The sequence below is a fragment of the Cytobacillus sp. OWB-43 genome (genome assembly GCF_034651445.1).
Taxonomy (GTDB): Bacteria; Bacillota; Bacilli; order Bacillales; family Cytobacillaceae; genus Cytobacillus; species Cytobacillus kochii.
This window is the reverse complement of the sequence record NZ_JAYEFF010000001.1, coordinates 56590-71267: the sequence shown is the minus strand read 5'-3', so window position 1 is coordinate 71267 and position 14678 is coordinate 56590. Positions and strand designations below refer to the sequence as shown.

The window sequence follows — 14678 nt, the reverse complement described above, 5'->3', positions numbered from 1 at the left end:
ATTCATAAGATAGCGTATCAGCATTCGCCTAGATTTTATTATATAATTACTCGCTTCTTGCGGGCAAATGGGGATTAATGATGACACGATATACAAACATTAAAATGAGAGTACTTCCGTATGAAAATAAGATGGTTCTAGAGCTCAACCCAGCATTAGCAGAACATTTACTAATTTCTAATGAGGAACATATCCGTTTATCATTAGGGCAAAAACAATTAACCATTCGCCTCATTTATCGTCAAGTAGATGAAAAGGAACTGTTCATTAGTCAATCTGTATTCGATTATTTCAATATACCATTTGAAGGGCACCTCATGCTTGTTAATTATATTGTTCAAAGCAAGGTATTGTCACTCGGGCCAATTATTGCTATCATGACTGACTTTTTTGAAATGGGAGATCAATCTCCTCCACATTTTCGCACCATCCATCAATTTTGCCATGAAATCAATCAAACTGTTGAGCTTTTAGGAGGAATTGCTTATGTTTGTCATCCCAAAGATATTAAAGAAACTGAAGTCCATGGTTATATAAATATCGAGGGTGAATGGAAGAAACAACTACTGCCACTTCCTGATGTTATTTATAACCGCGTTCACTCTAGAAAGATTGAAAGCTCACCTAGCTTTGCAAACCTTAAAAATTTGCTATATAAAAATGCCATCCCTTTTTTTAATGAACAATTTTTATCAAAGAAAGATGTATATGATTTCTTATTCGACGAAACTCATTTACGTACCTATTTACCAGAAACAGAAGATTATTCGAAAGAAAAGTTACTTTATTTTATAGAAAAGTATCCATCTATCTTCATAAAGCCCGTAAATGGAAGTCAAGGGAAACAAATTATTCACATACGTAAAAATAAAGATATGTACGCCGTTGGTTACTCATCAGGGAAAAAGGCAAAAACAAGCCACCCATTCCATCATCTTGATAGCTTCATATCGCAATTCGAGAAAGAGCATAGAACAAGTAACTATATTATCCAAGAAGGCATACCGCTCATTCAACTCAACAATAGACCGATGGACTTTCGCATTCTTTGTCATAAAAATAGGCAAAACATTTGGAAAGTTACCTCTGCTGTAGCCCGAATCTCTAATGCAGAACAATTTGTATCTAATCTTGCCCAAGGAGGGGAAATGAGAAAACCACTAGCACTGCTAACTACACTATTTGATAAAACCACCGCAATACAAATATTAGCATTAATGAAAGAAATTTCAATAGAGCTATGCACGATGATTGATCAAAAAACATTTGGCCTATATGGTGAACTTGGCATTGATATGGGCGTTGATTATGAGGGGCATTTGTGGATGATTGAAGCAAACTCTAAACCATCTAAGCAAATTGATGGTGAATTCAATCAGATCAGACCTTCTGCAAGAGCACTTGTAGAGTATTGTACTTTTTTAGCTTTTTCAACATAACAATAAGGAGGAAAAATCAGCATGAAAACACTTGGTATTATGACACTTTACGAAACAAGTGAAAGGACCTATATAACAGCTATTGCTTCACAAGCTAAACATCACGGCTATCAATGCTTTCGTTTTATTCCGAAAAACATCCTACCACACAATAATGAAGTAAATGGAGAGCTATTTAATGAAGTAACCGAACAATGGGAGTCTACGGTTTTTCCATTACCTGAACTGTTATATGACCGTTGTTTTTATCAAGAAGATGATCATTCAAAAAAATGCAAAGTCATAACAAATTGGTTAAAAAAGAGTGGTAAGACCCAATTCTTAGGTCAAGGACTTCCAAATAAGCTCGAAATATATGATGCCCTAAAACATTCTAGACTCGCTCCTTATTTACTGCAATCAGATCCTTTCACTTCAGCGAAATCTTTCATTAAACAGTTAAAAAAGCAGTCACCACTCGTATTAAAACCAGTAAATGGGTCACAAGGTATAGGTATTTATGTTATCTCAATCAAAGGTGACTCAATGATTATCAAAACAGACAAAGGCTCTAAGCAGATTGAACAAACGCTTCCCATTCATAAAGCAACGGTTTGGTTAGAGAGGCTGACAAAAAGATATCAATATCTAATCCAACCATTCTTATTACTCGTTGATGAACAGAATCGCCCCTTTGATTTACGCGTTTTTCTGCAAAAGGATGCTAACGGTGAATGGCAAGAACAAGCAAGAGCCATGCGAACTGGTCATGAAAACGGCATAATTTCTAATTTAAGTGCCGGTGGAACAACCTCTTCCTATGAGCATTGGCTAGATAGTATTCCAAAAAGCCAAAAGTCGTTTTTACAGGAAGAATTAAAGGAAATATTAATTATTCTTCCCTCAATTATGGAATCATGCTTTTCAACACTATTTGAATTAGGTATCGACATCGGAATTGATCAAGAAGGTGGCATCTGGATTCTTGATATTAACTCTAAACCTGGCAGGAAATTGGTCTTACAAACAAATCCACAATTAGCAGATGTCCTTTACACTTCTCCATTTAAGTATGGAGATTACCTATTATCCCAACGGGCATTAGCTGAAAGGAAGTGAAAGAATGATGAATCAAACATTTATGATAGATATCACCTCAGACTATAAAGGCTGTGTATTCTTGCCAAACCATATAAATCTAAATACTGCCCTTTACAAATTAAATTTCGGTACAGTTACCATTGATGCTAAATTTAAGCAACAACCGAGCTCCAAACAAGCAATCACCATCAGTGAAGATCTCGCTAAAGATATTTTCTTCCCTTATGTCAAGCACCCTCTTCATATTTTTATACATGATGAAACATTAACAATCGGACCCCTTGTTGGCATTTTCACGTCAGGGTTCACATCATTTCCCATGCGGCCTATCGGTGATCGCTCAATTATTTTTTCTAAACTCTTATCTGTAAGTACTAGTGTCGGTGCACTTCCTTTCGTATTTGGAGAGAAGCATATCAATTGGGATTCTGGTACTATACAAGGTTTATTTTATTTACAAAATGGGTGGAAGACAATTGAAGTGCCTTTCCCAAACGTAATCTATGATCGCCTTCCAAATAGAAAAAGTGAACGGCAAAAACAACAAAAAGAAGTAAAGTCACGACTTGAACAAGAATATTTAATTCCTTGGTATAATCCAGGCTTTTTTAATAAAATGGATATTTATGATCGTTTATTTCAAGTCGAGGAAATTTCGGAGTATTTACCTGAAACACAGCCGTTTAGTTCTTATTCCGCTATCGAAAACATGCTCGCCAAATATGGCCATATATACATTAAACCAATGAATGGCAGTCTGGGATTAGGTATTCATCAGATTATTTATAACAGAGAAGACAGTGCTTATTATTGTCGGTACAGAGATTTAAAAGCTGGTATGAATAAACTAAAGAAATTCTCTAGTCTAGAAGGGTTAATGAAGCATATTTTTGCAGGTAAAAACCTCGAAAGAATGATTATCCAACAGGGTATATATCTGTTGAAGAAAGAGAAATGCTCCATTGATTTTCGGTTACACACGAATAAAGATTCAACAGGACAGTGGATTGTTACTGCTTGTGCAGCAAAAGTAGCTGGAAATGGAAGTGTTACAACCCATGTAAAAAGTGGAGGTACGATTCAATCATTAGATGAAATTTTCGAGGATCCAATTGAAAGAGAAGAAATTGCTAATAAATTGCAAACAGCTTCCTTAAAGTTAAGCGAAGAAATAGAAAATAATATGGAAGGTCTTGTCGCAGAAATAGGCTTTGACTTAGGCATAGACCAGTCAGGAAAAGTTTGGTTTTTCGAAGCGAATTCAAAACCAGGACGTTCAATCTTTACACATCCAAGTATGAAAAAATTTGATTTCTTAACACGTAAACTTTCTTTAGCATATAGTATCTACCTAACAGAACAAGCAATGAAAAGCCCTGAGGCATTGTTTAGATGACTACTTCCTACTATGACCCTTTATCTCAAAAGTGGTATCACGCACAGGAAAAAATGTTTGGAAACAATAAAATAAAAACAGAAAAACTCTTTCATTATTCAAAAAAATGGTTGCCATTCTCATTAAATGAAGATTCTCATCGAATCGGACCAATTATAGGGATCTTAACAAGCAAAGGAAAAAATAAAAAATTAGCGGGCAATGGTCCGCTATTTTTATCTCTTGTCCAACAATTTTCAAAAATAGGCGCATTACCTATTGTCTTTACGCCAGATGATTTTGGAGTTTCATTTGTAACTGGTTATACATTTCATCCATCTCTAGGAAAATGGATACAGGTCTCATCCCCTCTACCTGATGTCATATATAACCGTATTCCTTTCCGCAACCTAGAAAAAGAAACTGATTTTACTGCACTTACATCGTTCTTACAAAAACATAATATTCCTTTTTTCAATCCCTGTTTTATAAATAAATTGGAAATGCATCATTTATTAATGGAATCTTCCTCATTAAAACCTTTATTACCAGAAACTTCGTTATTAACTTCTGAAGAAAGGTTGGATGATTGGCTGAAAGACAAACAAAAAATATATATCAAACCCGTTAGTAGTGCAAAGGGAAAAGGAATCTTTCGAATCTCCCTACAGGAAAATCACTATTTAATGGAAGGTGTTCATCTAACAAAAGAGTTCGCTACCTTAAACGAATTATGGAATGAATTAAAAGTTCATTTAGCTAAGGACCGATATATCATACAAGAAGCAATTGAACCAGCATTATATGATGAATCAAGATATGATTTCAGAATATTATCACATAAAGAGAAGAACAATTTTGTCATTTCTGGGATTGGTATAAGGCAATCTAGCAGTCACCAACAAGTCACAACACATGTACCCAATGGTGGGAAGATATTGCCTTATGAACTATTTGCTAAAGAAGAGGACTATATATTTTTCAATTCAATCATACAAGAGGTGGGTCATTTATTAAATAAACAACTTGGTTTATTCGGGGAATTCTCTTTAGATATAGGTGTAGGTGCGAACGGTAAATTCTACTTGTATGAAGTAAATTCCAAGCCTATGAGTTTTGATGAAGAGCATATTGAAAACAAACGAATCAAAGCAATTTGTCACTTATGTATGCAATTAAGCGGTTTTCCCACTTTTCCTCATTAAATTATGTTTATTTTCATTTTCAGAACTCCTCGATTCAAGTTAAAATGAGAACAAGGGGGAATAATCATGATTTCACATTTTCAATTTCAATCATTATATGAAAACAAAGAATTACCAGGATGGAAATTTTCTTTTTTTCATCATGGCAAAAAGTATTTAGGTATATATCATCGTGATGGAAAAATTGAATGGTTATCCACTGTTCCGGACCAAAATCATGAAGACAAGTTAAAAAGCCATATTCACGAACTCATGCTTTACCATGTGTATGACCGGTAAAGAATTGTGGAAGAATATGAACCATTCTTCTGAAATTAAGGAGGTTCATTTATGGCAAACAAAAAAGACGATTTAGAAAAAGATTTACCATATGAAGGACGCGATGAAGCCTTTCTCGATGTTGATCGTTATATTAACGAAGGAATGTCCGGAGGTACTGTGCATGTTAGTGGAGGACATACGAATATCGAAGAAGCGAGAGAACTAGAAAAAGAACAACCTCCGCATTGCTGTGATGAAGAATAGACTAAAAAGGAACGATTGTGAACAATCGTTCCTTTCCTTTTACCAAAACATCTTACCTACTTTTCACAATCATATTAACAGCTTGTTGTATCTCTTCTTCTGCATTTCTACCTTCTGAATTTGCTTCTCTTATACAAGCTTCCAAATTCTTTGCGACAACATAACCAATCGTTCGGTCAATGCCCGAGCGAATAGCTGAAAGCTGAGTAACGACATCTTTACAATGTTGCTCTTCTTCCATCATCCGTAATACGCCTCTCATTTGACCTTCTAATCTTTTAAGCCTGTTTTTCATATCCTCTGTATAATCCATTTATTCACCTTCTAACCTCATTTTCAATGATTAGGGTCATCATTAATCATCTGTGTTAGCGAATGTAAAAGCATACCCATAATTTTAATGACGATTAAATTGATGATTTATATTATATCATGTTTCTACTGTTCCTCCCTATGCACAATAAAAAGACAACAAAACATTTATAAGGAAATAATTCCCTAAAAATATTCAGGCATAATCTTTTAAATATCAACCATAATAACTATTACAAGCGGCAAACACGCTTAAAACTTCTACTATCGATGGGTTAAACCAAATATGGTGCAAAGAAAATTGCGTTGGTTCATTGCCAACTAACCCAGCCAAAAAAAAATTTAGAGGAGTGGAAACACATTATGGCAAACCAATCTTCAAATCAATTAGTAGTACCAGGAGTAGCTCAAGCTTTAGATCAAATGAAGTACGAAATCGCAAGTGAATTCGGAGTTAACCTTGGCGCTGAAACAACATCTCGTGCGAACGGTTCTGTAGGTGGAGAAATTACTAAGCGTCTTGTTCAAATGGCTGAACAACAACTTGGTGGCGGAAAGTTCTAAGCTGCAAAACTTAATAATATGGATTAGCCCCCTATCACCTAGGGGGCTTTATTTGTTTAGATCATTTTTTCTGGTACAACCCATTTATCATATTGATCTTCAGTAATATATCCTGTTTTTAATGCCGCTTCCTTCAATGTTAGCTCCTCTTTAAAAGCTAACTTAGCAATTTCAGCTGCTTTTTCATACCCGATATGGGGGTTTAAAGCTGTCACTAACATCAGGGATTGATTGACAAACAGAGAGATTTTTTCAGTATTAGCTTCTAAACCAACAATGCAATTTTTATTAAAAGAATTCATACCATCACTAAGTAATGTAATACTTTGAAGCAAATTAAAAATGATTACTGGCTTAAAGACGTTTAATTCAAAATTACCTTGACTGGCAGCAAAGCCTATCGTTGCATCATTTCCAAATACTTGACTTGAAATCATTGTCAACGCTTCGCTTTGTGTTGGGTTTACTTTTCCTGGCATAATTGAACTTCCTGGTTCATTAGCAGGTATCGTTAATTCTCCAATCCCACTTCTTGGTCCACTCGCAAGCCATCTAACATCATTAGCAATCTTCATTAAATCTGCAGCTAAACCTTTTAAAGTTCCATGAAGATGAACAATCTCACTATGACTTGTTAGTGCTTGAAATTTATTAGGAGAAGAAGTGAACGAGAGCTTCGTTAATTTAGAAATCTCACTAGCCATCTTATCACCAAACGACGGGTCAGCATTAATACCTGTTCCGACAGCAGTTCCACCGATAGCCAGTTCTCCTAGTGCTAGTTTCGCTTCATTGATAAGGCGCTCATCCTTCTCTAACATATAACGCCAACCGCTTATTTCTTGTCCTAATGTAAGAGGAGTTGCATCTTGAAGATGAGTTCTTCCTATTTTTACGATATCTGCAAAATCGTTTTCCTTCTGTAGAATGACATCCTTTAAACGAATAAGCGCAGGAATTAAATGTTTATCCACACTGTTCAGTGCTGCAATATGCATCGCTGTTGGAAAAGTGTCATTAGAACTTTGCGACATGTTTATATCATCATTTGGGTGAATAGAAATATCTTCATTATCCAATAATTCATTTGCCCGTCTTGCCACTACTTCATTGACATTCATATTTGTTTGCGTTCCACTGCCTGTTTGCCATACAGCTAAAGGGAAATGTTCATCAAATTTCCCAGCTAACACCTCATCACACGCTGCAACAATTGCATTTTTCTTTTCTTCTGATAACTTATTTAATTCATGATTGACTATCGCTGCTGAGCGCTTAATCGTAGTAAAAGCATAAATTAACTCTAATGGCATTTTTTCAATACCTATTTTGAAATTATTGCGACTTCTTTCTGTTTGTGCACCCCAATATTTTTCAGCAGGCACATTAATTTCACCAATCGTATCTTTCTCTACACGATATTCAGTCATCTTACTACCTCCCAAAAATTCTTGTCTATCTATTATTTTCCTAATTTAAAGCATTTTAAAATAGGTTTATAAAAGCTCCATCCTTAGTTTTACATTCCTAATCAACAGAATCAAGTTATTCGACTTTTCTATTAATAAATCCGACAAAGATTAAACGTAAAACATTCTAATTATAAAATGTTTAACTTAAAAATAAAGGGGTAATTTTTTATTAAATTCTTTTAAAAGGAGTTACATATCATGAATAGAAAAATTATCTCTTCCAGTTTAAAATTTGAAAAATCATTAAATATAAAGAAAATGATTGCTATATACCAAACTGCATATAAATACGACGGCACAATTTATTTTCTTTATCAACATAATGTAGTGATCCCTTCTCACTTGTCAAAACTAGTAACCTTTCTGATGATGGTCCGACCGAAAGACGAATTGAAAGTGATTGTGGAAGGTACTGAGCCAGAAGAAATACTTATTCAAATTAAAACGTTGTGTACGAATGATGTTCACTTTACAGCAGAGCCTAAAAGTTTATTATTGAACAGAAGTGTACATGTATAAGATATCTTATTTTAGTAAAGGTATAGGGAAATAAGAAAGATTCTCCATGAGAATAAAGATTCTCTCAGTAGATTTTTCATTATTTCCCTTTAAATATCATATTTAATTAAACCAGTCAAAAAACTGATTCCTTTTATCTTCTAACCAGTTTCTTATTTCATCCCTCTGTTCCTGTTTCTCCTTGTTACGTTGCTGCTTTTTATATTTATCATCGATTTTATCGACATTAAAGCTTTCAATCGGTTTTCCTTGAAGCACTTTTTCCATTACTTCCTTGAAAATTGGCGCTGTGCCTTCACTACTACTCGTCGTCAAATAATGATTACGATCACTTTGATCATAGCCAACCCAGATGGCACCTACTAGATGAGGAGTATAACCAACAAACCATTGGTCCTTTGTCCCACTTAAACCTTCAATCCCTAACTGTGTTGAACCAGTTTTCCCTGCGATTTCAACTCCATCAATTTTAGCAGCTTTCCCTGTACCATAATCGACGACACCTAATAGCATTGCTGTCACTTGATTTGCTGTTTGTTCAGAGATTACTGTTTCCTTCTTACTTTCCCATTGAACGAAAGGCTCATCAGATTGGGTTTTTATTTCAATAATTGTATGAGCTTCTTCTTTCTTACCACCATTAGCAAAAACACTATAAGCTTCAGCCATCACTTTAGGAGACACAGGACGGCTTGTCCCACCCAAAGCAAGAGCTAGGCCTCCATCCAATACATTCTTCGGAATGCCGAATTGCTCGGCCATCTTCTTTCCTCTATCTACACCTATTTCATTATATAACCATACAGCCGGTAAATTGATAGAATGCATCACAGCCTCATACATTGGTACTTCACCTAGATATTGGTTATTATAATTATTTGGAGCATACTCACCAAATGATAATTTCTCATCTTTCAACATATCTGTATTTTCCCATCCAGCTTCAATTGCAGCAGCATAAGGAATAATCGGTTTCATCGTTGAACCTGGTTCTCCCACAGGGTGAATGGCTCTATTATGTCCAAGGAGCGTATGCTCACCTCTCCCACCAACTAAAGCACGAATGCCACCAGTTTCAGGATCCATTAATATCATCCCACTTTGAACCGGTCGCTCCCCTGTTGTTGAAGGAAAAATCGCATCATTTTGATAAGTAGACTCTATATCAGCTTGCATACTAGGATCTAATTCGGTATATATTTGATAACCTTGCGTTAACAACTCATCTAATGAGAGATCATATCGATTCATTGCTTCTTCGAGAACAGCATCAACATAATAAGGGTACTTTCCTTTCATTGGATCAGCTTCCCCTTCTTTAAAACTCATTTCTACATTTATTGCTTGATTCATTTCCTCTTCATTAATATATCCATGTTGCTTCATTTGCTTTAAAACAAGATTTTTTCTTGCTATTGCCTTTTGTTTGTCATTGTATGGATTAATCGTAGAAGGTGCTTTAATTAAACCAGCCAACATTGCAGATTCACTTAACGATAATTCGCCTAAATCTTTAGCAAAGTATTTATTAGCTGCTTTTTTCACCCCATACGCACCCTCACCAAAATAAATTCTATTCAAATACATTTGTAGTATTTCTTCTTTACTATATTGGTGTTCTACTTCTCTAGCTATAAAAAACTCTTGAAGCTTTCTGTCATATGATTTTTCTGCAGTGAGAAGTTCATTTTTTACAAGTTGTTGAGTGATTGTGCTTCCGCCTTCAACAATTCTACCAGCTCGTATATTGGTTAAAAAAGCGCGGCCAATCCCTTGATAATCGACGCCTTCATGTTGAAAAAAACGATGATCCTCAATAGCAATAACAGCGTGTATGAGTGATTCCGGTATCTCTTCAAAGGCTACTCCTTCATTTTTGTTAGCAGAAACCTTACTAGCTACTTCACCATTTTTATCATAAATAATCGTTGGCTTGCTTAATTGACTATTTAGACCTTCAATATCATTATTTGTTGCAAATGGAATGATATAGATTAAACCAAAAAGGACTCCCAGTGATATGAGTAATAATATTACCTGCCATATATGCAATTTCTTTATCATGTTTTTCAACCAAACAAATGGTGTTTTTTCCCTTTTCATAACATCTCCACCTTATGTTCCTAGCAAGAAAATTTCTATTATTATAGGATTATACTTCATCAATAAGGGTAAAGTATAACATAAGACGAAAGGGTGATAAGATTGTTAAACTTTCAAACAATTATTGTCGGGTATGATGATTCTGAAAACAGCCGTCACGCATTGGAAAAAGCACTTTCTTTCTCTACGACTGACACAAAAATCATTCTAGCTCATGCTGATGAAGAAGTGATTGAAAATTCTTATTCAGCAACTGAAAAAAACCCTCAGTTAAGATCGAATAATATGATTGTTGAAGGCATGCAAATACAACCGCTCCATATTAGTAATCACGCAGAAGAAAAGACGACACATTCAACAATAATTAACAGCGTCGACCAAGCGATTACACATGCTAAACAAATTGCTGATGAAGCTGGAAAAAAATTAGAAATAAAAATATTGGGAGGCAAACCGGCAGATGCTATATGCGAATTAGCTGAAGAATTAAAAGCAGACATTATATTCGTAGGAAGTTCCTCAAAAGAAGGATTAAAAAGAATTTTCTTAGGAAGCAATAGTGAAAAAATAACAAAAGAAGCGCCATGTAGCGTAATGGTCGTCAAATAATAAGCAAAAAACCCAACTTTGTTGGGTTTTTTGCAGCTATGTATTAAATGAATTAATATTGATGTTGAAGTTCTTCAATGACTTCAGCGAATCTCTCCTTGGCAGAAGTTTCATCAAAGCTACTATAAATACGGAAATGCTCTTCGTCAATAATTCGGTAATGTTGACTAATGATATTTTGTTGCAAAACATAGCCGCTTTTATTCTGTATTTCTTTCCACCAAATCTTTCCACCTAGAGTTTTCTCTTTACGAAAATCAATTCCCTCTCTCACTACTGTTTCAATTACCTCTAAAGGCTCGTTTCCGAACAAAAACCTTACTGTCTCTGTTTCTCTAAACAATGCACATACAGCAACGACAGTCGACCAACCAGCATTGGCCCGGCCTTTTTCAATTTGTACAAGTGTTTTTTTTGAAACACCAACGATTTCTGCCATTTTGTCCTGTGTATAACCAGCTTCAGTACGAATTAAGCGCATCTTTTCCGAAACTTTTAATATGATTTCATCTCTAGTCAAAATCATTTCATTCCCTTGATTTATTTTTCGTGTATTTTTACACCTTTTCATATCGATTATAATTAAATTTTTCGAACCTTTCAAATAAAAATCGAAATGAATAAACAACATATACATCATACATTTTTCAACAAATGTCATTTTGTGTTATAAAAATATTTAAAAGTCCAATCCACATCGATTGATAATCATATTAACATTGCAAGAAAGATTACTCAAATGAACATAACCTAATTGCAAATAATTAAGAAATACGGACTATATAAAATGGATTATTTTTAAAGAGAAGCAGGCAATTTTCACCACCACCTACCACTGATCAAATATTATTATTTTTTGTCAAAAAGTACGTTCCTCATATGTATGATGGCATCCTTCTCCTATTCATAACCGCTTAATAATATTATTTCAATTATAAACTTATCCTTTAAAACCCATAAAAAAACCGAACACATGTGAATCTCCTTTAAGAAGAATTCACATGTTGTTCGGAAGTAATGCATGACGCATGAATTATTTATGCATTATTAATTATTATTTAGCTAATTTTTTTTCGCGTCTTTCTTCTGCAGCTGTATTATAAACTGCACAAGCTGCATCCCCTGTAATATTCACAGCTGTACGCGCCATATCTAATAATCTGTCAATTCCGAGAATTAACGCAATTCCCTCTACAGGTAAACCAACTGATTGTAATACCATGGCAAGCATAATTAAACCTACACCCGGTACGCCTGCTGTCCCAATACTAGCAAGGACCGCTGTTAGAACTACTGTCACTAATTGACCAATACTTAAATCAATACCATATACTTGAGCAATAAAAATAGTCGCTACACCTTGCATAATCGCTGTTCCATCCATATTAATCGTTGCTCCTAAAGGTTGAACGAAACTACTAATATGCTTAGGTACTTTTAAGTTCTCTTGGGCTACTTCCATTGAGATTGGTAAAACAGCATTACTGCTAGATGTACTAAATGCCACTCCCATTGCCGGTGTAAACCCTTTAAAGAACTTCAAAGGATTTTTTCTACCACCTAAGAAGTATACTGTACCTCCATATACAATAATTAAATGTATGATTAGTGCAGCAACAACTAGGATGAAGTATAAGCCCATTGCTTTAATTGCTGAGAAACCTTGACTTCCGATTGCTGAAGCAATTAAACCAAAAGTTCCGTATGGTGCAAATTTCATTACAACACCAACAAGATACATCATAATCTCATTGCCTTGTTCAATTAGCTTTATAACACCTTGTGTTTTTTCTCTTAACATCGTTAGAGCAAAACCAATAAATGCTGCAAAAACAATGATTTGTAACATATCACCAGAAGTCATCGCTGCAAATGGATTAGCAGGAATCATATTAAGTAAGGTATCACTTACTGGTGGTGCTTCTTCTGCATTGAATTCAGCATTAGCTGTGTCAAATGTGCCAACTTCGCCAGGCTTAAATATTAAAGCCAAAGAAATTGCAATGACAATAGCTATTGCAGTTGTTACAAGGAAATATGAAATGGTTCTAACACCGATTCTCCCTAATTTTTTCGGATCCCCTAGTCCAGTAAATCCGAGAATTATTGAGAATAAAACTATTGGTACAACTAACATCTTAATTAAATTAAGAAAAATTTGTCCAAGTGGATAAAATAACCACGTATCTAGTACTTCAAATACGTTTGGAGCGGTTACATTTAAGATAATTCCAACAACTGCACCGACAAGTAACGCAATAATAATTTTTGTGGTAATTTTCATAGAAGTCCTCCCATAAAATAATATACTCGAATTACAATCGTAATATATAAAAGTGTGTTTCTGCAAAACATTTTGTCCATTCGTGATAAAAAATAGAACTTTATACCCATAATAATGGTTTTATTTTACTTTTAAATGTCGAAAGGGTGAGATTTTTGTCGAAGTGGAAAATGAGTATCGATTCCTCTCTTAAACTTCACTTATTAGAGCCTTATCATTCAGAAGATTTTTATTTATTAATCGAAAAAAATCGTGCGTATTTAGCTGAGTGGTTGCCATGGGTGCAATTCACAGATAGTATTGAAAAAACAAGTGCAATGATTTCCTCATGGCTCCAACAATATCATACACAGAACGGGATTTTTTTAGGTATATTTATAAATCAAAAATTAATCGGTTCTATTAGTCTTCATACAATAGACTGGCAAAATAAGCAAGCAAGCATTGGTTATTTATTAGACCAGACACATCAAGGAAAAGGTCTTATTACGAAATCAGCTAATCACCTCATTAACTATACGTTTTCTCTTTTACATCTTCATCGCCTAGAAATCAAATGTGCCGTACAAAATGAAAAAAGCCGTAAAATACCAGAAAGATTAGGTTTTACTCAAGAAGGTATTCTCAGAGACAACGAATACATTAATAACCATTTTCATGACCTTGTTCTTTATTCTCTGTTAAGTACAGATCACAATTGGTAAAAGATGTATGAATATTATACCCTTAATTGAGCCTAAATGGAACAGTAATTCGTTCTTTCGACCTTCATATTTACAGAATTTTCGAATAAAATAGTCTTAAATAAGAAGTTACCCTTTGACTGATTATATTTTCTTAACGTATAATTATTTTTAAAATATTCAAACTGAGGTGGTAAAATGGGATATTCTATCGCATCGGTGGATTAGCGAAAATTAAGTTATTGCATGAAATAGTCTTAAATGAAGTTTTTTCTAATTATGATGATGAACTTACTATGGAAAAGAAATACAGTGATTTACATGGTAATCGAAGCTATTCCATATTTTTTTAAATTAAAGACGATAAATCTTTACCTCTAAATTTGAAATAGGAAAATTTAAGTATATATCAAATAGATACTTAACTCATTGATTGCTTCGATTGCTTGTTATAGGAGCTCATCTATTTTTCAATTCTCAGGAGGTGACACCCTACCCTTTATTGGGT

The 14678-nt window shown here is 34.4% G+C and carries 15 protein-coding genes; 10 read left to right on the top strand and 5 right to left on the bottom strand.

Going from position 1 to position 14678, the window contains the following annotated elements:
- Window positions 1-80: 80 nt before the first annotated feature.
- The 6 genes from U9M49_RS00410 to U9M49_RS00385 all read left to right on the top strand — a co-directional run bounded on the left by U9M49_RS00410 (window position 81) and on the right by U9M49_RS00385 (window position 5624).
- The gene (locus U9M49_RS00410; RefSeq protein ID WP_322909129.1) at window positions 81-1439 is read left to right on the top strand and encodes a YheC/YheD family protein; all 1359 of its coding nucleotides are present in this window, start codon (window positions 81-83) and stop codon (window positions 1437-1439) included.
- Window positions 1440-1460: 21 nt separating this feature from the next.
- Complete coding sequence (locus U9M49_RS00405) at window positions 1461-2537, top strand: YheC/YheD family protein (RefSeq protein ID WP_095369932.1); 1077 nt, start codon at window positions 1461-1463, stop codon at window positions 2535-2537.
- A 7-nt stretch (window positions 2538-2544) separates the two neighbouring features.
- A complete protein-coding gene (locus tag U9M49_RS00400; protein ID WP_416337089.1) occupies window positions 2545-3915 on the top strand; it encodes a YheC/YheD family protein in 1371 nt (456 codons plus the stop codon).
- The gene (locus tag U9M49_RS00395; RefSeq protein ID WP_322909127.1) at window positions 3912-5099 is read left to right on the top strand and encodes a YheC/YheD family protein; all 1188 of its coding nucleotides are present in this window, start codon (window positions 3912-3914) and stop codon (window positions 5097-5099) included. Before U9M49_RS00400 ends, U9M49_RS00395 begins: the two co-directional genes overlap by 4 nt.
- A gap of 66 nt (window positions 5100-5165) precedes the next feature.
- Window positions 5166-5378, top strand: coding sequence for a YheE family protein (locus U9M49_RS00390; protein ID WP_251161279.1), 213 nt, complete (start codon window positions 5166-5168; stop codon window positions 5376-5378).
- A gap of 51 nt (window positions 5379-5429) precedes the next feature.
- Window positions 5430-5624 (top strand): hypothetical protein, encoded by a 195-nt coding sequence (locus U9M49_RS00385; RefSeq protein WP_095369935.1) that lies wholly within the window; start codon window positions 5430-5432, stop codon window positions 5622-5624.
- Between the two features lie 52 nt (window positions 5625-5676).
- On the opposite strand, the gene U9M49_RS00380 is transcribed toward U9M49_RS00385, so the two are convergent.
- Window positions 5677-5937 carry a metal-sensitive transcriptional regulator gene (locus U9M49_RS00380; RefSeq protein WP_095369936.1) on the bottom strand — a complete coding sequence of 87 codons (261 nt, stop codon included), beginning with the start codon at window positions 5935-5937 and terminating at the stop codon, window positions 5677-5679.
- Between the two features lie 362 nt (window positions 5938-6299).
- On the opposite strand from U9M49_RS00380, the gene U9M49_RS00375 reads away from it, so the two are divergent.
- A complete protein-coding gene (locus U9M49_RS00375) occupies window positions 6300-6500 on the top strand; it encodes an alpha/beta-type small acid-soluble spore protein (protein ID WP_157733752.1) in 201 nt (66 codons plus the stop codon).
- Window positions 6501-6556: 56 nt separating this feature from the next.
- On the opposite strand, the gene fumC is transcribed toward U9M49_RS00375, so the two are convergent.
- A complete protein-coding gene (gene fumC / locus U9M49_RS00370; protein WP_322909126.1) occupies window positions 6557-7930 on the bottom strand; it encodes a class II fumarate hydratase in 1374 nt (457 codons plus the stop codon).
- Window positions 7931-8170: 240 nt separating this feature from the next.
- Here fumC and U9M49_RS00365 point away from each other — a divergent pair, with 240 nt between their 5' ends.
- Entirely contained in the window at window positions 8171-8491 is a 321-nt protein-coding gene (locus tag U9M49_RS00365) for a hypothetical protein (protein WP_095369938.1), read from the top strand.
- Window positions 8492-8593: 102 nt separating this feature from the next.
- Here U9M49_RS00365 and U9M49_RS00360 read toward each other — a convergent pair whose 3' ends face one another.
- Entirely contained in the window at window positions 8594-10594 is a 2001-nt protein-coding gene (locus U9M49_RS00360) for a PBP1A family penicillin-binding protein (protein WP_322909125.1), read from the bottom strand.
- Between the two features lie 102 nt (window positions 10595-10696).
- Between U9M49_RS00360 and U9M49_RS00355 the strand changes: the two genes are divergently transcribed.
- Complete coding sequence (locus U9M49_RS00355; protein ID WP_157733753.1) at window positions 10697-11203, top strand: universal stress protein; 507 nt, start codon at window positions 10697-10699, stop codon at window positions 11201-11203.
- 52 nt (window positions 11204-11255) lie between these two features.
- On the opposite strand, the gene U9M49_RS00350 is transcribed toward U9M49_RS00355, so the two are convergent.
- Both U9M49_RS00350 and U9M49_RS00345 read right to left on the bottom strand, forming a co-directional pair.
- Window positions 11256-11723 (bottom strand): helix-turn-helix transcriptional regulator, encoded by a 468-nt coding sequence (locus tag U9M49_RS00350; protein ID WP_191815030.1) that lies wholly within the window; start codon window positions 11721-11723, stop codon window positions 11256-11258.
- Window positions 11724-12257: 534 nt separating this feature from the next.
- The gene (locus U9M49_RS00345; RefSeq protein WP_095369941.1) at window positions 12258-13487 is read right to left on the bottom strand and encodes a dicarboxylate/amino acid:cation symporter; all 1230 of its coding nucleotides are present in this window, start codon (window positions 13485-13487) and stop codon (window positions 12258-12260) included.
- 155 nt (window positions 13488-13642) lie between these two features.
- Here U9M49_RS00345 and U9M49_RS00340 point away from each other — a divergent pair, with 155 nt between their 5' ends.
- Window positions 13643-14191 (top strand): GNAT family N-acetyltransferase, encoded by a 549-nt coding sequence (locus U9M49_RS00340; RefSeq protein WP_095369942.1) that lies wholly within the window; start codon window positions 13643-13645, stop codon window positions 14189-14191.
- The last annotated feature ends 487 nt before the right edge of the window (window positions 14192-14678 follow it).

Bases quoted from the DNA above. Each gene is read 5' to 3' on its own strand.
- U9M49_RS00400 (WP_416337089.1), top strand. From the start codon at position 2,545: ATGAATCAAACATTTATGATAGATATCACCTCAGACTATAAAGGCTGT.
- U9M49_RS00405 (WP_095369932.1), top strand. From the start codon at position 1,461: ATGAAAACACTTGGTATTATGACACTTTACGAAACAAGTGAAAGGACC.
- U9M49_RS00385 (WP_095369935.1), top strand. From the start codon at position 5,430: ATGGCAAACAAAAAAGACGATTTAGAAAAAGATTTACCATATGAAGGA.
- U9M49_RS00345 (WP_095369941.1), bottom strand. From the start codon at position 13,487: ATGAAAATTACCACAAAAATTATTATTGCGTTACTTGTCGGTGCAGTT.
- U9M49_RS00390 (WP_251161279.1), top strand. From the start codon at position 5,166: ATGATTTCACATTTTCAATTTCAATCATTATATGAAAACAAAGAATTA.
- fumC (WP_322909126.1), bottom strand. From the start codon at position 7,930: ATGACTGAATATCGTGTAGAGAAAGATACGATTGGTGAAATTAATGTG.
- U9M49_RS00365 (WP_095369938.1), top strand. From the start codon at position 8,171: ATGAATAGAAAAATTATCTCTTCCAGTTTAAAATTTGAAAAATCATTA.
- U9M49_RS00395 (WP_322909127.1), top strand. From the start codon at position 3,912: ATGACTACTTCCTACTATGACCCTTTATCTCAAAAGTGGTATCACGCA.
- U9M49_RS00360 (WP_322909125.1), bottom strand. From the start codon at position 10,594: ATGAAAAGGGAAAAAACACCATTTGTTTGGTTGAAAAACATGATAAAG.
- U9M49_RS00375 (WP_157733752.1), top strand. From the start codon at position 6,300: ATGGCAAACCAATCTTCAAATCAATTAGTAGTACCAGGAGTAGCTCAA.
- U9M49_RS00410 (WP_322909129.1), top strand. From the start codon at position 81: ATGACACGATATACAAACATTAAAATGAGAGTACTTCCGTATGAAAAT.
- U9M49_RS00380 (WP_095369936.1), bottom strand. From the start codon at position 5,937: ATGGATTATACAGAGGATATGAAAAACAGGCTTAAAAGATTAGAAGGT.